Source organism: Streptomyces sp. NRRL F-5135 (genome assembly GCF_000719775.1).
Lineage (GTDB): Bacteria > Actinomycetota > Actinomycetes > Streptomycetales > Streptomycetaceae > Streptomyces > Streptomyces hebeiensis.
Map to the genome: position 1 here is coordinate 158,321 of NZ_JOHR01000014.1, position 18,366 is coordinate 176,686.

The window sequence follows — 18,366 nt, forward strand, 5'->3', positions numbered from 1 at the left end:
TTCCGGCCGACGGTCGCGGAGCGGCCGGCCACGTGGGAGTCGTGGCGGCTCGGGCACAGCTCCGACATTCGCAAATCCTCCGATTCTCTCTTTTGGCACGCCCTGACATAGGAGCCTGACTCATGCAGTCCCCAGCCGATCGCCCCACTCCGCCCCCGGGATGCCCCGCTCACGAAAACGGACAGAACCATCGCACCCCGCTGTACACGGGAGCCCTTTCAGCCGATTCGGCAGGCGTTTACGACCGTTTGAGGAAGTTCGGCCCGGCCGCGCCGGTCGAACTCGCCCCCGGAGTGGAGGCGTCGCTGGTCACGGACTACGCGGCAGCGCTCCATGTGCTGCAGAACCCCGACATGTTTCCGCGTGACGCACGACGCTGGCGCGCCCTCAATGAAGGCCGCGTGCCGGCCGACAGCCCGGTGCGGCCCATGATGGAATACCTGCCCGGCCCGCTGATGGCCGACGGGGCGGAGCACCTCAGGCTGCGCCAGGCGATGACGGACAGCCTGGCGCGAGTCGACACCCACCGGCTGACTCGCCTGGTGGACAGGTCCACCAAATTCCTGATCAGCCAATTCGAAGCACAGGGCAGGGTCGACCTGGTCGGCGATTACGCTCAACTCGTGCCGCTCCTGGTTTTCAACGAACTCTTCGGCTGCCCGGGCGAAATCGGCGACCGAGTGGTGTACGGCATCTCAGGAATGTTCGACGGGGCCAACGCCGACGAAGCAAAGCAGATCCTGATCGGGGCACTGGCCGAGCTTGTGCAATTGAAGCACAGCAAGCCGGGGGACGACATCACTTCCTGGCTGTTGGAGCACCCGGCCGCGCTCACCGACGAGGAAATGATCCCGCAGCTCATCCAGCTCATGGGTGCGGGAATGCAGCCACTCGCGGATCTCATCGCAAGCGCGTTGTTGGTCATCCTGCGCCCTGATGACCAGAACGGCGGTGAACTTCTGGTCGAAGACGCCATCGACAGCGTGTTGTGGAACAACCCTCCCATCGCCAACTACGCGGCGCATTACCCCGTCCAGGATGTCGACCTGGGAGGAAGCAAGCTGGACGCCGGAGACCCCGTGCTCATCAGCTTCGCCGCGGCCAACAGCGATCCGAGCCTGTCCACGAGCCGTCAGACGCTCAGCAGGCGCGCCCACCTCGCCTGGGGCGCGGGCCCGCACGCCTGCCCGGCCAAGGACCCCGCGCGGCTGATCACCGCGCGAGCCATTGAAATCCTCCTCAACCAGCTGCCGGACCTGGAGCTGGCGGTGGACCAGGACAAGCTGGTGTTCACCCCCGGGCCCTTCCACGTGGCGGTCACGGAACTGCCCGCCCGATTCACTCGTCCCGTTCGCGAGGAAGCCCGTCCCACACCCCGCGCGGCGGCAGCGCCCGGCTCCTCAGGTCCGCAGCGGGAGCAAACGTCCGCCGCTCCCCAGCAGAAGGGATTCTGGAGCGGGTTCCTTTCCTGGTGGAAGGGATAAGAAGGGAGCACACGAGCCGGGTCCGCGCCGACGTTCCCTCAGGGCTGTCCCGTAATCCCCGGCGGGCGCACGACGGGGGTCTACGGGCCCCAGGCCGACCAGCCGCTCTCTTGGTCTCCGATCAGGCCACCGCCGGCGATCGGAAGCGAGGAAAGGTACTCACTGGGCAGGCAGAAGGCTTCAACCAGGCCGCTCATGTGCGGTACGAGGACCGCGATGACCTCATTGACGGCATCGGGGACGCCGCGGACATGGTCGGGGGTCAGATGGCCGTCCGCGAGCAGCACCCCGGTGTGGGGCTCGAGCTGACGGAGCAGGAAGAGCCGGCACAAGTGCTCCAGGAGCATCCGTGCCGTCGGGTCGACCGCACGGGCCGCCGCGGCGATGAACGCATCGGCGGCCTTCCGGCCGGCGTGCGCCGACACCATCTCCAGGGCCGCGGGGGACGCCTCGTTCCAGCGGCCCAGGGGGTCGCCCATGGGACCTCGGCGCAGGGCCTTGCTCGCCCTGCGCTGCGCGTCGAGCTCGACCTCGACGAGCAGATCACGCAGATACGTCACGTTGGTCAGCAGTTGTTCGCCGGCCGGCGGATCCGGCTGGAGGCGGACGGGGCGGGGCTCGAAGAGCATTTCCGAGGCAGCCTTTACCCAGATGACCAAGTTGTCACCCTCTGCGGTAATCGTGCCCTCTACGGTCGATGTCAGGTCGGATATTCCGTTGACCGGGAAAAGGCCCTGTGCGCCGCACCGCTCTCGCGCGTTCACGGTGATCTCGCGGGCCCGCCACGTGATCCAGCCTTTGGCCACTGCGACAAGACGTTCGACCTCGGCCTGGTTCTCCGGTGTGTGCCCTGCCCACTGGGCAACGATGTCACGCTGCAGGAAGGTGGCCGCGTAGGCGGTCGCGATCCCGTCCAGGAGACTGCCGGCATGGCTGCGGTGAGCCACCAGCGCGACCCGCTCACCGGCTTTCGGTCCGCTTATGTGCCGTGCGTGCGCATGCTTCACGGCGATGGCCAGGGCTGCTCGGGCCATTCCGACAGCGCCCGCGCTCATGCACAGTTTCCCGCTGGTCACCCTGCTGATGGAGCTCAGGAATCTCTGCCGCGCGCTGCCCAGGGTGCTGCGGAAGCTGCCGTCCCGTCCGAGCCGCCCGTGCTCTCCTTCCAACAGCGCCTCGCGAGGAAGCCGTACCCGGTCGAAAGAGGTGAGACAGTGGTCCATCGGGGTACCGGTGCGATCCGGGAGTTGCCTGACGTGGATTCCGGGCAGATGTCCGGTTTCATCGCTCAGCGGCGTCAGAAACAGGAAGCACCCGTGGTCCTCACCGTCGACGACCAGCCGTGCCATCACGACCGCGGTCTTCGGTCCGCCGAGCAGCGAGGTGTTCGGCATGAATTTCTGGGCGCCCGGGGCGGGGGTGTGCAGGACGAACCCGCCCGTTTCCCTGTCGAATTCCGCCGTCGTCCGCAGCGCGGCCGCGTCGTTGCCGTGATCCAGCTCGGTGCAGAGGAAGGTGCCCGTCCTGCGCATCGAGACGTAGTCGGACAGGTCATGCCCTTTCGGGCTGCCGGCCCTGTGGTCCAGCAGACTTCCCATGAACAGGTTGTAGTGGATGCTCGCGAGGGTACCCAGTCCGCCGTCCGCCACCCCCGCCCACTCGTGCAGGGCCGCCAGCCTCTGTATGTCCAGGGGCAGCTCTTCCGGAGAGTCCAGGGTCTTATTCACGGAACGCAGCCGCGAATAAGAGAGTGCCGCTCGTTCCTCACTGGAAAGTCCCGGACGATATCTGAACTCCTCCGTGCCCAGCAGTTTTCTCCAGGGCCCGTGAATCCGTCCCTGATCGGCCCCGTCGAAGAGTGAGTGAGTGAGGTCCAGCACAAAAGGATCGGCTGCCTCATGACCCTTATCCGCGAGGTTCTGCGTCCTCGCAGCCCTCCAGAAGGGAACCTTGTCCCGAAATGTCAGCATGGCGGTAAACAACTCCATACGAAACCTAGCACTGGCAAGGAAGGTCTCACACGATTGAATGCCAAGGGGCGACTTTTAGCCAGGGACTTCCGGGGGATTTTTTTGAGCTGAACATCACAACGCTCGTTAACATGCCGAGGATTAGATGAGTCCACCCATGGGAATAAATGTGTTCCTTTCATCCGTGGGGTCTCGGATGAGGTCTGCCGTCCCGGAATGGGTAACGGTGGCTCGACGGTCACCTCGTGCGGGCACGCTTACCAGGAACGCGGGCCGCACTTCGGGGGACATCCGGCCCGGTGCTCCGCGCGGAGTCCCCATCGCCTTGGCCCGGCTATAGCCGCGCTTCAACACGGGCGGAATTGGCGGCAGGGTCAACTACATAAATGTGTTTCGGCCGCCGTCCGCGTCCGCGAAGTGCTGCCGTATCAGCGCCTCGGCCGTCGCCCGGTCCCCCGCCGTCAACGCGTCGAGCAACGCGGTGTGTTCGGCCGCGTCCGCGCGGAGAGCCGCCCGGCGGGCGGCGGTGGATCCGGGTGACGGCCACTGGGATCGGCGGTGCATCTCGTCGGCGACCAGGACCAGTTGCCGGTTTCCCGCCAGGGTGAGCAACGCGCGGTGGAAGGCCCGGTCGCGCTCGGCGTAGCCGGTCCGGTCGCCGCACGCCGCCGCCGCGCCGGCGGCGTCCGCCAGCGGGCGCAGCTCCGCGAACCGCTCGGGAGGCACGGTACGGGCCAGCCGGAGCAGGACCGGCACCTCGATCAACGCCCGGATCTCCGCCAGTTCGGCGCGGTCCCGCGCACCGCGCTCGGTGACCCGGAAGCCGCGGTTGGGCACCACCTCGACCGCGCCCTCCAGCGTCAGCTGGTGCATGGCCTCGCGCACGGGTGTGGCGGAGACCCCGAACCGTTCGCCCAGCGCGGGCGCCGAGTAGACCTCCCCCGGGGCCAGTTCACCGCTGACGAGCGCCGCGCGCAGGGCGTCGAGGATCTGTCCGCGTACGGTGTGCCGCCGCACCGGGCGGGCCGGACCGTCCGGCGCCTCGCGGGTCCGCTCCGCAGGCCGTGCCGCGACGCCCGTGGGCCACCGCGCCGCCGCCTCCGCGCTGCTCGCCGGCCCGGGCTGCCCGGGTACGCGGCCGGCCCCGGGCGCCGGCGTTCCGGACGGCCCCGTCGCGTACGGGCCCCCTCCGGCGGCCCCCGGCGCTCCGCGCTGCTCCACTCGGGTCCACCCCACCCATCAGGTCCGGTCCGCCGGCTCGCGAGAGCCCTTTCACCCCTGCACCATAGGCCGACCGGCGACCGGTTCCCACACACCCCGAATCGGATAAGGTAAGGCTTACCTGCAAACGATCGCGATTCGGTGGCCCCGCATGACCGTGCCCGCCTTGCTGCCCGGCCTTCCCGCTTCCCCCGTGACGGACCTGACCGTGACGGACTTCTCCAGGACGGACCCGCCCGTGACGGGCTCCTCCGTTCCGGAGGCCGTTCTGGCGGACGCGTACGCCCGGCTGGCCGAGGTGTTCCCCGCGCTGCGCGTCGACCAGCTCGCCGAAGACGAGCGCCCACCGCACGGTGCGGGCTGGGTGACCGCGGCCGAGCTCGCCGCCGGCGGTGACGCCCTGGACACGTTCCTGGCCTGGGACGTGGAGCAGGTGGCGCGGGACTACGGCCGGCGGGCCCGTCCCGACGTGATCGCGGGCTTCGGACTGCACCGGTACGCCTGGCCCGCCTGTCTGCTGATCACCATGCCCTGGTTCCTGCACCGCCGGGTGCCCCGGATCCCCGTCCCCGACGTCTCCTTCCACCGGGCGCTCGGCCGGATGACCGTGCGGGTACGGGAGTTCGCGTGTCTGCCGGACGACCCGGCGGCGGCGCTGCCCGGCGCCCGGGTCGTACCGGACGTGGCCGCCCTCGACGCCGCCGCGCGGGCGGCCGTCGCCGAACACCTCGGCCCCGTCCTCGACGGGTTCGCCCCGCGGATGCGGCGCGGGCGCCGGGCGCTGTGGGGCATGGCCACCGACGAGGTCGTCGAGGGGCTCTGGTACGTCGCGCACCTGATGGACGAGGAACGGCGCGCGATGGCCGAGCTGGGACGGCTGCTGCCGGGGACCACCGCCCCGTACGTCGGCACGGCGGGCTTCCGCGAGCTGACCGGGCCGGACGGCACATCCCTGCCCACCCGGGACCGGGCCGGCTGCTGCCTCTTCTACACGGTGCGCCCCGAGGACACGTGTGTCACCTGTCCGCGTACGTGCGACGCGGAGCGGATCCGGAAGTTGAGCGGAAGCTGAGCGTAAACGGAAGCTGAGCGCAAGCGACTGACGCTGCTTCCGTCCCATCTGACCCTCTGTCACCCTGGGGCCCGCGTGCCGCCTCCGAGGGTGATATTAATCGAACATGACAGGGGCCGGCCGTACGGCTGCGCCGGCGAAACACGCTAATGTGTGGGCCTCACCGCCCCGTTGGTGTTCTCTTGTCCCAAAACCCACTGAGGGGCAGCGTGCTTCCGCCACTATGGCGCCCGAAACGCCCTACTGCGATGCAAGGAACACCGCATGCGACTGACCGACATATCGCTGAACTGGCTGCTACCCATCGGCGTGTTGATCGTCGGTGTCCTGGTGGCGGTGGCAGTGATCACCCGCGGCAAGCGCGCGGGTGACAAGGCCAAGACCGAGGACTCCTGGGAGCGCAGCGAGGAGCGCCGCCGGCGCAAGGAAGCGATCTACGGGATGGCCTCCTACGCGCTCCTCTTCTGCTGCGCGGCCGTCGCCGCCGCCCTCTCCTTCCGGGGTCTCGTCGGCTTCGGCCAGGAGAACCTGAACCTGAGCGGCGGCTGGGAGTACCTGGTCCCGTTCGGGCTCGACGGAGCGGCCATGTTCTGCTCCGTGCTCGCCGTGCGCGAGGCCAGCCACGGTGACGCGGCGCTCGGTTCCCGCCTGCTGGTGTGGACCTTCGCCGGCGCCGCGGCCTGGTTCAACTGGGTGCACGCGCCCCGGGGTCTCGGCCACGAGGGCGCCCCGCAGTTCTTCGCGGGCATGTCGCTCTCGGCGGCCGTGCTGTTCGACCGCGCGCTCAAGCAGACCCGCCGGGCGGCGCTGCGCGAGCAGGGCCTCGTCCCGCGCCCGCTGCCGCAGATCCGGATCGTACGGTGGCTGCGGGCCCCCCGCGAGACCTTCGCCGCCTGGTCGCTGATGCTCCTCGAAGGCGTACGGACGCTGGACGAGGCCGTGGACGAGGTGCGCGACGACCGCCGGCAGAAGGAGGAGACCCAGCGGCGCCGCCGCGAGCAGGCGAAGCTGGAGCGCGCGCAGCTCAAGGCGCTCAACCGGCAGCACCGGAACTGGGGCAGGCGCGGCGGCCGTCAGGTGCCGCTGCCCGCCGTCGGCGCGGCCGCCGGAGGAAGCCCCGCGGCCGTGGAAGCCGCCGCGGAGCCCGCCATACCGGAGAAGGCGCAGCTCCCCCAGCGCTCCCGCCTCTCGCTCCAGCCCGCGTCCGGTCCTGAGACCCGCACCGTGGACCTCACGGCCGAGGACGACACGCAGGCGCTGCCCCGGCTGGACTCCCTGGAGCGCAAGCTGAAGGACCTGGAGCGGCAGTACGGCTGACGCCGCCTCGGCCGGGCCGCGTGAGCGGGACGCCCCCGGATCCCGGAGCCCGGGCGGAAAGCGGCACAACACCGCACCGGACGCGGGACCGTACTGACAGCCGCTCATGGCACGTCCCCGGCGCTTTCGGGCCGGGCACTCGGACCGGCGTGACGGAAGACCGTCACGCCGGTCCGCCGTTGCACCCCGCCCTCCGGGCGCCGCCGAACATCCGCCGTGCCGACGCGCTCCCGCCGTGCCGACGCGCTCCCGCCACGCCCCGCGCCCGGCCGCCGGTGCCGAAGGAAACACCAGGCCACACCGGGCCACACCAGGCCCTGTCCGGTCGCCGGCTACGCCGCCTTCGGTCTCTCGCCGTTCAGCTCGAACCACACCAGCTTCCCCAGCGGCCGCGCGCGTATCCCCCAGTCGTCCGCCAGGCTCCGCACCAACGCCAGTCCCCTGCCGTGCGTGGCCTCCTCGGGTGCCGGCCGGGCCGGCTCAGCCGGCCTCGGCAGCCCTGCCTTGAAGTCCCGCACCTCCACCCGCAGCCGCCAGTCCGCGACCGTGGCCGTCACCACCGCTCCGCTCTCCGTGTGCACCAGCGCGTTGGTGACGAGCTCGCTCATCAACAGCTCCGCCACCGCCGCGGAATCCGGCTCCGGCCAGTGCCGCAGCATCTCGCGTAACGCGTGCCGCACCTCCGGAACCGCCGCGAGATCGGCGCCGCCCACTCTGCGCCGTAACCCGGTCTTCACGTCCGTCCCCCCAGTTCGTGCCGACGGTTTCCCCTGCCATCGAACGCGTACACGGAATGCATGCCCCCGGCCCGGAAGCGCCACGCATGGGGTTCGTCACGCCGCCTGCCTCATCCGTACCGCCGTACCTCCCGTATCCCGGAGGGTGCGCCGGGGCCGTCCGGGGAAGCTTCCGTCAGAGCCGGGTTCCGGCGAAGAGCCGATGCGAACTGCCGACGCGAAGTGCCGACGCGAGGAGTCACCGATGCATGACGACCGCTCACTGGTGGAGGGGCGCTTGGAGCGCGCGCTGCGCCAGTTCATCCGCCCGGCGCAGTACACGGCGCGCGAACCGCTCGCCCTCTCGGTCTGGCACGTGCCGGGCGAGCCGGTGCCGGTGGAGCAGGCCCTCCAGGGCGGTTACGAGCCCTTCGTGGCCGGTACGGAATGGGGCGCGCCCTGGTCCACGAGCTGGTTCCGGCTGGAGGGCGTCGTTCCGGAGGAGTGGGCCGGCCGCCGGGTGGAGGCCGTCATCGACCCCGGGTTCAGCGGCGAAGGGCCGGGCTTCCAGGCCGAGGGACTGGTCCACGACGCCGCCGGCGTACCGCTCAAGGGCATCCACCCACGCAACCGGCACGTCCCGGTCGCCGCGCCCGCGGCCGGCGGCGAGGCGGTCCACCTCCTGCTGGAGGCCGCGGCCAACCCGGCCGTGCCGCAGGGCGGCGAGCCGACCCCGCTGGGCGACGTCCTGACCGCCGGTGACCGGCCGCTCTACCGCTTCCGCTCCGCCGACCTGGCGGTCCTGGACGAGGAGGTCTGGCACCTGGTGCTGGACATCGAGGTGCTCTCGGAGCTGATGCGCGAGCTGCCCGCCGACCGGGCCAGGCGACACGAGATCCTGCGCGCGCTGGAGGACATGCTGGACGCGCTGGACCTGCACGACGTGCCCGGCACGGCCACGGCGGCACGGGCCCGGCTGGCCGGCGTCCTCGACCGCCCGGCCGCCGCGAGCGCCCACCGGGTCTCGGCGACCGGCCACGCCCACATCGACTCGGCGTGGCTGTGGCCCCTGCGCGAGACCGTCCGGAAGGCGTCCCGGACCTTCGCCAACGTCACGGCGCTCGCCGCGGACTACCCGGAGCTGGTCTTCGCCTGCTCACAGGCGCAGCAGTACGCCTGGGTGCGCGATCACCAGCCGCACATCTGGGAGCGGATCAAACGGGCTGTGGCGGAGGGGAACTGGGCACCGGTGGGCTCCATGTGGGTGGAGTCGGACGCCAACATGCCGGGCGGGGAGGCGCTGGCCCGGCAGATCGTGCACGGGAAGCGCTTCTTCCAGGAGGAGCTGGGGGTGGAGACGGAGGAGATCTGGCTGCCGGACTCGTTCGGCTACACGGCCGCCTTCCCCCAGCTCGCGCGGCTGGCGGGGGTCAGGTGGTTCCTCACCCAGAAGCTCTCCTGGAACCAGTTCAACAAGATGCCCCACCACACCTTCTGGTGGGAGGGCATCGACGGCACCCGCGTCTTCACGCACTTCCCTCCGGTCGACACCTACAACGCCCAGTTCCACGCGTCCGAACTGGCCCACGCCGAGCGGAATTTCACGGAGAAGGGCCGGTCCTCCCGGTCGCTGGTGCCGTTCGGCTGGGGCGACGGGGGCGGCGGTCCGACGCGGGAGATGCTGGAGAAGGCGCGGCGGCTGCGGTCCCTGGAGGGCTCGCCCCGGGTGGAGATCGAACGGCCGTCGGCGTTCTTCGCGGCGGCCGAGGAGGAGTACGGGGCGCAGGCGCCCGTCTGGTCGGGCGAGCTGTATCTGGAGCTGCACCGGGCGACGTACACCACCCAGGCCAAGACCAAGCAGGGCAACCGGCGCAGTGAACACCTTTTGCGGGAGGCCGAGTTGTGGGCGACGGCGGCCGCGCTGCGGTCGGGCCCGACGGAGGGGAACCCGCCGGCCGCGCCCGGCACCACGCCCGGCCCCGGATCCGGCCCTGGCTCCGGCGCCGTCCCGGACTCCGGCTCCGGCTCCGGCTCCGGCTCGTACGCGTACCCCTACGACGCTCTCGACCGGCTGTGGAAGACCGTCCTGCTCCACCAGTTCCACGACATCCTGCCGGGGTCGTCGATCGCCTGGGTGCACCGTGAGGCCCGTGCGACGTACGAGGCGGTACGGGACGAGCTGACGGGCATCGTCGCGGACGCGGTGGCGGCGCTGACGCCCGGGGACAGCGCCGTCGGCGTGTGGAACGCGGCGCCGTACGCGCGCCGCGACGTGGTCACCGCCCGGCCCCAGGACGTGGCGGAAGGCGTCATGACGCAGCCGACGGCCGACGGCGGTGTGCTCGTCCCGGCGCTCGTACGGGCGCTCGCGCCGGGCACGTTCACCCCGCTCGCGCCCGACCCCGTCTCGGCCGTGTCCGGATCGGGCACCCACATCCTGAGCAACGCGTACCTGGACGTGGTCGTCGGCGCGGCGGACGGACTGCTGGTGTCCGTACGGGACCGGAAGGCGGGCCGTGAGGTGCTGACGCCGGGCGGCCGGGGAAATCTGCTGCAACTGCATCCCGACCACCCCAACAACTGGGACGCCTGGGACCTCGACCGGCACTACCGGCGCCGGCACACCGATCTCACCGAGGCCGACTCCGTCGAGCTGGTCGAGGAGGGTCCGCTCAGGGCGGCGGTGCGTGTGGTGCGGACCTTCGGGGCGCGGCGGGAGTCCCGCATCACCCAGGAGATCCGGCTGACCGCCGACAGCCGCCGGGTCGACATCGTCACGGAGGTCGACTGGCAGGAGTCGGAGAAGGTCCTCAAGGCGGCGTTCCCGCTGGACGTCCACGCCGAACGGTCCACGGCGGAGATCCAGTTCGGCCACGTCCACCGGCCGACGCACGAGAACACCGGCTGGGACGCGGCCCGCTTCGAGATCTGCGCGCACCGCTGGCTGCGGGTGACGGAGCCCGGCTACGGCGTCGCGGTGCTGAACGATTCGACATACGGCCACGACGTGGCGCGCACCCCGCATCCCGACGGGCTCGGTACGACCGTGCGGCTGACTCTGCTGCGCGCCCCGCACAGCCCGGACCCGGAGACGGATCTGGGCACGCACCGGTTCACCTACGCGCTGCTGCCCGGGGCCGGGGTCGAGGACGCCGTGCGGGAGGGGCTGGCGCTCAATCTCCCGCTGCGCGTGTCGCCCGCGCCCGAGCAGCCGCCGGTGGTCCGGGTGGACCATCCGGCGGTGACCGTCGAGGCGGTGAAGCTCGCGGAGGACCGCGGCGGGGACGTGATCGTACGGCTCTACGAGTCGGCCGGCGGCCGGGCGGAGACCACGCTGCGCGTGGGCTTCCCGATCACCGGCGCGCGCGTGACGGACCTGCTGGAACGGCCGCTGCACGACGCGGAGACGGACGAGGAGGGGCTGCGGCTGCGGCTGCGGCCGTTCCAGATCCTCACCCTCCGGCTCACCCCGGCGTAGCCGACGGGACCGGGCGCCCGGGTTGTCGGTGCGAGCGCGCTGATGCGGTTTTCGTACTCGCGGCAGGCCGGGTGCGCGGGGGTTGGACTGGCTGACGTCAAGCTGGATGACGGCGCTGTCACCGTGCTCGCGGTGCTGGCCGGTCCTCGTCGGCCAGGGGCCTGGGCACTATTCGGGCCAGGCGGAGTTCTTGATGACCTCGACGAAGTCGCCGCGGACGAATCCGGGCACGCAGTGGGCGAGTACGTCGGCCTTGACGTTACCGAACGTCGTATCGGGGCGGTCCTTGATGCCTTCGGTGAACGCGGCCAGAATCCCATCCTTGAAGTCCGGGCGGGGATGGGCATCCACCACGGCTGCGCGCTGTTCGTCCGAGACGGTGTGGTAGCCGATGCCCAGCACGTCCAGTTCCACTCCCCGGGTGACCAGGGCGATCTCGGGTGCCATATGGAGCGGGATCTCCGGTGTGGTGTGCAGGGCGATCGCCGTCCAGACCTGGTCGGCCGCCTCACCGGTGATACCGTGGGCGTGCAGGAACCGCCGCGCCTCGTCGGCGCCGTCGATCTCGAAACGCTGATCGGTGCGGCGGAACCGCTCGGTCAGCCCCAGGTCATGGAACATCGCCCCGACATACAGCAGTTCCGGATCGAACCGGAGCCCCTGTTCACGCCCGCGCAGCGATCCCCAGAGGAACACTCGCCGGGAGTGGTCGAACAGCAGCGGTGAGGCCGCCTCACGGACCAGCTCGGTCGCCTCCCGCGCCAGAGCGCTGTCCGGGATCTGCACGTCCGCGATTGTCTCACTCATGTTGTCTGTCCCCCTCCTCGTCTTGGCGGTTCGACTCCCAGAATGGTCCGGCACGTACCATGGCGCCATGTCCTTCCTGACAAAGAAACCACAGATACGGACATGACACAGCGTGTGGGCTTCGTGGTGTTCGACGGTGTGACCATGCTGGACGTCAGTGGCCCCGCGGAGGTCCTGCACCAAGCGGGCAGACTCGGCCACCCCTACGACCTGATTCTGATTTCCGCGCACGGTGGTGAAGTCACCACCTCGACCGGGATGCCGCTGAGCGGCACCGTCACGGCGGCCGAAGCCCGGCGGATCGATACGGTGCTCGTGGCCGGAGGCGACTGCCTCGCCGAGCGGCCGGTGGATGCGGAGCTGCTCGCGACGGTCCGCACTGTGGCCGCGCGAGCGACGCGGGTCGCCTCGGTGTGCACCGGCGCTTTCGCCCTGGCCGGCCTCGGCCTGCTCGACGGACGCCGGGCGGCCACGCACTGGCGGCATGCCGGCGCACTCGCGCGCCGGCACCCCCAGGTGCACGTCGAGCCGGACGCGATCCATGTCCGGGACGGCCGGTACATCACCTCTGCGGGTGTCAGCGCGGGCATTGATCTGGCCCTGGCCCTTGTCGAGGACGACCACGGTGCCGATGCGGTCCGCCACATCGCACGGGAACTGGTGGTCTTCCTGCAGCGTCCAGGCGGGCAGTCACAATTCACCACGGCTGCCACGCCGCCCGCCCGCAACGACCTGCTGCGCACCCTGATCGACTCGGTGCTGGCCGACCCGGCCGCCGACCACGGTCTGCCGTCCATGGCCCGCGCCGCGGCCGTCAGCCCCCGGCACCTGACCCGGCTGTTCCATACGGAATTGGGCACCACCCCCGCCCGCTGGGTCGAGCGGGTCCGTCTCGACCGTGCCCAACAGCTTCTCCTCGATGGGCACAGTGTCACCTCGGCCGCCCGGCACAGCGGCTTCGGCAGCGACGAAACCCTCCGTCGCGCCTTCGACCGCCACCTCGGCATCACCCCCACCGCCTACCGCCACCGCTTCGCCACCACCGGCACAGCACGGTCCGTGACCCCGGAAGCCGCGGACAGGGCGGAAAATCCCACGGCCTGATCCGCACGGCACGGCAGCGCGACCACACCCCGAACGTCGCACGGCGTCACTCGCCACCCTGACCGTGGCCATACGGGAACAGGACCTGGTCCGGCCCGGCCCCCTGTCTCGCGCGGGTGTTACGCGGGGCCGGGGGGCAGGTGGACGGTCATGATCAGGCGGCAGGTGTCGGTGCCTGAGCCGCGGTAGGTGTGGGGGGCGTCGCCGTCGAACGTGGCGGTCTGTCCGGCCTCGACCACGTGCTCGGTGCCGTCGACGACGAGCACCATCTGTCCGGCGGTGACGCTGACGGTCTCCACGACGCCGCTCTGGTGCGGGTGGCTGGGGTACTCCTCGCCCGGCTCCAGTTTCCAGCGCCAGACCTCGACCGGGGCCGGCCCCGAGGTGGTCAGCATGAGCCGCGCCTCGCTGCCTTTCTCTCCGGCCCACAGGGGCATGACGGCATCGGCGGACGCGACCCGGACCCGCCCTTCGGCCGGCCCCTCCATCAGCGCGGACACCGAGATGCCCAGGGTGTCGGCGAGGCGGACCAGGGTGGCGAAGTTCGGGTTGCTCTGGGCCTTCTCCAGGGCGACGAGGGCTCCCTTGCTGACCTTGGCGCGGCGGCCGAGTTCGTCCAGGGACAGTCCGGCGCGGGTGCGGGCCGCGCGGACGTTGTGCGCGAGCGTCCGCAGTGCCGCCTCGGTCTCGGCCATCGCGTCATCCTCTCCAGGCAGTGGATCAGTGCACTGCACCGTGCGGTCGTTCGGTTGACGACTCCCGGTCGGTGCGTTGTACGGTGTAGTCGCTCCATTGATAGTAAGGGATGTACCGTGATCGCTCTGCTGCTGGCCCTGGGCAGCTCCCTGGCCTACGGGTGCGCCGACTTCCTCGGCGGTCTCGGCGCCCGCAAGGCCCACGTCCTGCGCACCGTGATGATCGCCGCTCCGGCCTCGCTCACCGTCGAGCTGCTGCTGTGGCCCATCCTCGGCGCCTCCTTCGCCCCCGCCACCCTCGCCTGGGGCGCCGCCTCCGGCGTCGCGTCGGCCGCCGCGTTCGCCCTGCTCTACCGCACGCTCGCGATCGGCCCGATGAACGTCCTGTCGCCCGTCACCGCGCTGATCTCCGCCACGCTGCCGGTCGGGGTCGGACTGATGCGGGGCGAGCACCTGGGCCTGGCCGGGCTGATCGGCCTGCCGCTGGCGCTGGCGGCGGTGGTGCTGGTCAGCGCCGGACACGGCGCGAAGTCCGCCCGGCCCTCGCGCACCGCGCTGCTGCTGGCCTTCGGCGCCGGCGCGGCCATCGCCCTGCAACTGATCTTCCTGCACCAGGCGCCCGCGGACAGCGGCGTCGGCCCGCTGATCATCGGCCGCGCCGTCTCCTCCGCCGTCACCCTGGCCGCCGCCGGTGTGATGTTCCGGCGGCTGGGCCCCGAGAAGCCCGCCTACGCGATCTCGGCGACGGCCGGGGTGCTGGACTCGGTCGCCAACCTGCTGTTCCTGCTCGCCGCCCGCAGCGGCGACCTGGCCGTCGTCGCCGTGATCACCGCCCTGTATCCGGCCGGCACCGTCCTGCTGGCCCGCAGCGTCCTGGCCGAGCGCATCCACCGCGGCCAGCTGATCGGCCTGGGCACCGCCGCCGTCGCCGTCAGCCTCCTCGCCCTCGCCTGATCCCCCCACCCCGCACCGGAAGGACTCCGCGATGTTCATCCAGCCCTGGGACGCCGCCCTGGACGACGCCGAATGGCAGACCTGGATCGCCGACGGCCACGACTTCGGCCTCCTCAGCGTCAACGGCCTCCCCGGGCACGCGCCCGTCGTCGTGCCCACCCACTTCACCATCGACGGCGCCGCCCTGCTGGTCCACCTCGCCCGCCCCAACCCCGTGTGGAAGGCGATCGAAGCCGATCCGAACGTCACGTTCACCGTCACCAGCGACTACGCCTTCATCCCCGGCACCTGGCGCGCCAAGCCGGGCATCCCGCCCACCGACGGCGTCCCCACCAGCTACTACGCCGCCGTCCAGTTCACCTGCCGGGCCACCGTCGTCGATGATCCGGCGGACAAGGCCGAGCTGCTGCGCCAGCAGATGGCCCACTTCCAGCCCGACGGCGACCACGCCCCCATCGACCCCGACCAGCCGCCGTACGGGCGGATGCTGCCGGGCATCCGGGGCCTGCGCCTGGACGTCACCGACGTTCGCGCGAAGTTCAAGTACGACGACCACAAGCCCGTCGAGCAGCGCGCCGACACCGCCCGCCGGCTCACCGAGCGCGGCACCGTCCTGGACGCACCCACCGCCGCCCAGCAGCTGCGCCGACTGGACCGCATCGGCCCCTGGAAGGCCTGACCCCTCACCGCCCCGTACTGCCTGAACGGACCCTTCGATGACCACTTTCCGCATCAGCCCCGCCGTCGCGGACGCCTTCCCCGGCGCCCTCATCGCCGTCGTCACCGCCACCGGCCTGCGCGGCCACGAACCCTGGCCAGCCACCACGACCGCCCTGGAGGACCTGGAACGGCAGCTCGCGGACAACACCTGGGCCCCCGCCGACGAGGCCGACCCGCGCATCGAGGCATGGCACACCGCCTACCGCTGCTTCGGCACCAACCCCCGCCGCATCCGCCCCAGCGTCGACGCCCTCGGCCGCCGCCTCGCCAAGAAGGGCGCCCTGCCTCGGATCAACCCGGCCGTCGACTCCTACAACGCCGTCTCCGTCCGCCACGGCCTGCCCGCCGGAGCCTTCGACCTCGACCACGTCACCGGCGACGTCGAAATCCGCCACGCCGACGGCACCGAGACCTTCACCCCGCTCGGCGAACCCGACACCGTCGAACACCCCAAGCCCGGCGAGATCATCTACACCGACACCACCGACGTACTGACCCGCCACTGGAACCACCGCGACGCCCACCGCACCCGCGTCACCGAAGACTCCACCCACGTCGCCTTCGTCCTCGAAACCCTCCACAACACCCGCGACGGCCGCCTCCTGAAGACAGCCGCCGGCGAACTGCTCGGCCTGCTCGCCGACCACGCCGCTCAGAGCACCGTCCACTACCTCAGCCCCGCACACCCGCAGGTCAGCATCTGAACACCAGTCAGAACTCTTACCGGCAGGAAGCGGACCGTAGCCAGCACCAAGACCCGCCCAACGAGCTCTCCGAAAATCCCAGCGGGCCCCAGCCGGTGCACTGGCCGACCATGATCGCTCTCAGCACCACGGTTGTACCGGTGCTCCCGAGGCCGGAAACGCAAGATCGAATTTCACACAAGATCCCGGCCATGCGCGGCCCGAAGGTTCGTCACCAAGGTAGTCACGGGGCACACCCGCAAAGTCGAATTGCAACGGACAATGTCCACAGAACCCGGGTACGTTCTGCGTCCCGGGCGTCCGTGGCGCCCGCGGCGGCCCACGTTCGCCGGCGCAGCCGCCACCCGTGCCCCGGAGGCGAACCGAGCCTCGAAAACTATGGCCGCGGCACGTTGCGCAGGTTGGCGCTTCCGCCCTCATCCCGTGCGGTTGGCTGAGCGCTCCGCCACACGGGGGGGGCTACGGGGGCAGGGCCAAGCGGCTCCACAGGCAAAGCACTTGAGCGACCCGTCAGCGCGGAAAGGCGCTGTGTGCGTCCGGCCCGAACGTGTCGTTCACGCCGGGCAGTCTGTCAGTCGTCCCACACGTACATCGCGCGGGAACGGGGGATGTGGCCGTAATGGGGATGCGGTGCCGGCTCCCGGTTGGCACAGGCCAGAAGCAACCCGTCAAGGACCGGCCGCAACTCGACGACCCGGAGGTTCAGCGCGACGTCTGTCGGGAGCGCCGCCACCGCCGAGCACACCGGCAAGGCCGCCACGGAGTCGGGCGCCCGACGAGGCTCCGGAAGGCCGACGCGACGTCGGATCACAGGAACTCAGCCCCTCTGCGCTTGTCGCCCATTTCTTCGCCCTTGTGCGCCGGGCAGTCGCGGTAGCAGGGGTGCCCCACGTCCATCGTCTCTGTCTCATCGCCGGTGACGGTGTACGTCGGAACCCTGATGGTCCGGTTGCCGTCGGCGTGCCGGGTGTAGACGCCAATCGTCATGCTCACGAAGCCGCCTCCCGACGGGCGCGACGGTAGACGCGGACCCGGAGCCCGGGACACGTGCACAGGGGCCTCCAGGCGCCCGGACGAGCCGCCGGCCGCGACAGCCGGAAGCCATCGGCGGGGAACCCCACAATCGACGTCGTCACGCGCCCTCCCCCGTCTTCGCGTCCGCTGCGACGGCCGCCCGCTTCCAGACCTGGCGGAGACTTCGCGCAGTTGGGCAGTCCGTGCCGTACTCGCGGCAGTTCTTGCACATCGACGTGTGATTCAGTGGAGCGATTGATCTCCGATCCCACCCGGGTCCCCCATCCTGGGACACGTCGGGATGTATCGGAGGCGTTGGGAGTGAGTACAGACGTGCTATGGCCGAACGCCATCCGTAGCGCTATCAAGGTAGGGCCCGAACGAGAGATCGTCTCCGCCTATCCGTACCGGAACGCGTGCCCGACTGCGGTATGGGCGCGGCTGATCGACGGTGCGTCGTCGTCCATCACCTTCGCCGGCTACACCAACTACTTCATCTGGCAAGAGCACCCGCGGTTGTCCGAAAGGCTGAAGGCGAAGGCGGCGTCAGGGTGTTCGGTGCGCTTCCTGATCGGGGATCCTGACTCCGACGTCACGCGGCGCCGGGAGGAGATCGAAGGTGTGCCGCTCACCGTGGGGACGCGCATCAGGATCACCCTGGACGCGCTGAAGCGTCTCGGGGAAGTTCCCGGCATCGAAACCCGGTTCTCCGACGACCACATTGCCCTGTCCGTCTTCTCATTCGATGACGAAATGCTCGTCACCCCGCACTTGTCCAGTCTGCTCGGCCACGAGTCGCCCATGTTGCATCTTCGACGACTGGGAGACAACGGGCTGTACGACCGCTTCGACGGCCACGTAGCTGCCTTGTGGAAGGACGGCCGACCCGTGGCCGCGGCCTGACCCCGGAACGCACGCAACCCCCGCCGGCTCACCGGTGGGGGTTGCGAACAGGTGCCGGTTGGCGGTACTTGAGTGCGTTCTGAGACGTACGAGTGAGTCTCGTGACGGTGGCGGGTGTGCTCCCGCCTGCGGGGAACGAGAGTTCTTGGGTCGAATGCGTGACTTTTGCTGGTGGTGGTCGTTGGGCGTGGTGACGGTTTTCTGCGG

General features: G+C 70.6%; 15 protein-coding genes. 9 read left to right on the top strand and 6 right to left on the bottom strand.

What is annotated here, in order from left to right; translation table 11 throughout:
* The first annotated feature begins 122 nt into the window (after positions 1-122).
* On the top strand, positions 123-1,484 hold the full coding sequence (locus IG02_RS0124710; RefSeq protein WP_030752219.1) for a cytochrome P450: 1,362 nt from the start codon (positions 123-125) through the stop codon (positions 1,482-1,484).
* Positions 1,485-1,564: 80 nt separating this feature from the next.
* On the opposite strand, the gene IG02_RS0124715 is transcribed toward IG02_RS0124710, so the two are convergent.
* Both IG02_RS0124715 and IG02_RS0124720 read right to left on the bottom strand, forming a co-directional pair.
* Positions 1,565-3,472, bottom strand: coding sequence for an acyl-CoA dehydrogenase (locus IG02_RS0124715; protein WP_234314898.1), 1,908 nt, complete (start codon positions 3,470-3,472; stop codon positions 1,565-1,567).
* Positions 3,473-3,832: 360 nt separating this feature from the next.
* A complete protein-coding gene (locus IG02_RS0124720; protein ID WP_030752222.1) occupies positions 3,833-4,675 on the bottom strand; it encodes a GntR family transcriptional regulator in 843 nt (280 codons plus the stop codon).
* Positions 4,676-4,826: 151 nt separating this feature from the next.
* Between IG02_RS0124720 and IG02_RS0124725 the strand changes: the two genes are divergently transcribed.
* Positions 4,827-5,747, top strand: a complete 921-nt coding sequence (locus IG02_RS0124725; protein ID WP_078854784.1) for a (2Fe-2S)-binding protein — start codon at positions 4,827-4,829, stop codon at positions 5,745-5,747.
* A gap of 264 nt (positions 5,748-6,011) precedes the next feature.
* Positions 6,012-7,064, top strand: a complete 1,053-nt coding sequence (locus IG02_RS0124730; RefSeq protein WP_030752227.1) for a DUF2637 domain-containing protein — start codon at positions 6,012-6,014, stop codon at positions 7,062-7,064.
* Between the two features lie 332 nt (positions 7,065-7,396).
* On the opposite strand, the gene IG02_RS0124735 is transcribed toward IG02_RS0124730, so the two are convergent.
* Positions 7,397-7,801: an ATP-binding protein gene (locus IG02_RS0124735; protein WP_030752230.1), complete on the bottom strand. Its 405-nt coding sequence runs from the start codon at positions 7,799-7,801 to the stop codon at positions 7,397-7,399.
* Between the two features lie 244 nt (positions 7,802-8,045).
* Here IG02_RS0124735 and IG02_RS0124740 point away from each other — a divergent pair, with 244 nt between their 5' ends.
* Positions 8,046-11,258, top strand: coding sequence for an alpha-mannosidase (locus tag IG02_RS0124740; RefSeq protein WP_030752233.1), 3,213 nt, complete (start codon positions 8,046-8,048; stop codon positions 11,256-11,258).
* 168 nt (positions 11,259-11,426) lie between these two features.
* Here the strand turns inward: IG02_RS0124740 and IG02_RS0124745 are convergent, their stop codons facing one another.
* Positions 11,427-12,065, bottom strand: coding sequence for an HD domain-containing protein (locus tag IG02_RS0124745; RefSeq protein WP_030752236.1), 639 nt, complete (start codon positions 12,063-12,065; stop codon positions 11,427-11,429).
* Positions 12,066-12,167: 102 nt separating this feature from the next.
* On the opposite strand from IG02_RS0124745, the gene IG02_RS0124750 reads away from it, so the two are divergent.
* Positions 12,168-13,169 carry a GlxA family transcriptional regulator gene (locus IG02_RS0124750; RefSeq protein ID WP_037804136.1) on the top strand — a complete coding sequence of 334 codons (1,002 nt, stop codon included), beginning with the start codon at positions 12,168-12,170 and terminating at the stop codon, positions 13,167-13,169.
* A 119-nt stretch (positions 13,170-13,288) separates the two neighbouring features.
* Here IG02_RS0124750 and IG02_RS0124755 read toward each other — a convergent pair whose 3' ends face one another.
* Positions 13,289-13,864: a helix-turn-helix domain-containing protein gene (locus tag IG02_RS0124755; protein ID WP_030752242.1), complete on the bottom strand. Its 576-nt coding sequence runs from the start codon at positions 13,862-13,864 to the stop codon at positions 13,289-13,291.
* A 117-nt stretch (positions 13,865-13,981) separates the two neighbouring features.
* On the opposite strand from IG02_RS0124755, the gene IG02_RS0124760 reads away from it, so the two are divergent.
* Genes IG02_RS0124760 through IG02_RS0124770 form a run of 3 tightly spaced genes read left to right on the top strand, consistent with a single transcriptional unit; the run spans position 13,982 to position 16,242 of the window.
* Positions 13,982-14,818 carry a DMT family transporter gene (locus IG02_RS0124760; protein ID WP_030752245.1) on the top strand — a complete coding sequence of 279 codons (837 nt, stop codon included), beginning with the start codon at positions 13,982-13,984 and terminating at the stop codon, positions 14,816-14,818.
* Between the two features lie 31 nt (positions 14,819-14,849).
* Entirely contained in the window at positions 14,850-15,497 is a 648-nt protein-coding gene (locus tag IG02_RS0124765; protein ID WP_030752248.1) for an FMN-binding negative transcriptional regulator, read from the top strand.
* A gap of 37 nt (positions 15,498-15,534) precedes the next feature.
* On the top strand, positions 15,535-16,242 hold the full coding sequence (locus IG02_RS0124770; RefSeq protein WP_030752251.1) for a B3/4 domain-containing protein: 708 nt from the start codon (positions 15,535-15,537) through the stop codon (positions 16,240-16,242).
* An 807-nt stretch (positions 16,243-17,049) separates the two neighbouring features.
* Here IG02_RS0124770 and IG02_RS0124780 read toward each other — a convergent pair.
* Complete coding sequence (locus IG02_RS0124780) at positions 17,050-17,235, bottom strand: hypothetical protein (RefSeq protein WP_030752255.1); 186 nt, start codon at positions 17,233-17,235, stop codon at positions 17,050-17,052.
* Between the two features lie 342 nt (positions 17,236-17,577).
* On the opposite strand from IG02_RS0124780, the gene IG02_RS0124785 reads away from it, so the two are divergent.
* Positions 17,578-18,159 (top strand): DUF5919 domain-containing protein, encoded by a 582-nt coding sequence (locus tag IG02_RS0124785; protein ID WP_199814082.1) that lies wholly within the window; start codon positions 17,578-17,580, stop codon positions 18,157-18,159.
* Positions 18,160-18,366 lie beyond the last annotated feature (207 nt).

Bases quoted from the DNA above. Each gene is read 5' to 3' on its own strand.
- IG02_RS0124710 (WP_030752219.1), top strand. From the start codon at position 123: ATGCAGTCCCCAGCCGATCGCCCCACTCCGCCCCCGGGATGCCCCGCT.
- IG02_RS0124715 (WP_234314898.1), bottom strand. From the start codon at position 3,472: ATGGAGTTGTTTACCGCCATGCTGACATTTCGGGACAAGGTTCCCTTC.
- IG02_RS0124725 (WP_078854784.1), top strand. From the start codon at position 4,827: ATGACCGTGCCCGCCTTGCTGCCCGGCCTTCCCGCTTCCCCCGTGACG.
- IG02_RS0124730 (WP_030752227.1), top strand. From the start codon at position 6,012: ATGCGACTGACCGACATATCGCTGAACTGGCTGCTACCCATCGGCGTG.
- IG02_RS0124740 (WP_030752233.1), top strand. From the start codon at position 8,046: ATGCATGACGACCGCTCACTGGTGGAGGGGCGCTTGGAGCGCGCGCTG.
- IG02_RS0124745 (WP_030752236.1), bottom strand. From the start codon at position 12,065: ATGAGTGAGACAATCGCGGACGTGCAGATCCCGGACAGCGCTCTGGCG.
- IG02_RS0124750 (WP_037804136.1), top strand. From the start codon at position 12,168: ATGACACAGCGTGTGGGCTTCGTGGTGTTCGACGGTGTGACCATGCTG.
- IG02_RS0124755 (WP_030752242.1), bottom strand. From the start codon at position 13,864: ATGGCCGAGACCGAGGCGGCACTGCGGACGCTCGCGCACAACGTCCGC.
- IG02_RS0124765 (WP_030752248.1), top strand. From the start codon at position 14,850: ATGTTCATCCAGCCCTGGGACGCCGCCCTGGACGACGCCGAATGGCAG.
- IG02_RS0124770 (WP_030752251.1), top strand. From the start codon at position 15,535: ATGACCACTTTCCGCATCAGCCCCGCCGTCGCGGACGCCTTCCCCGGC.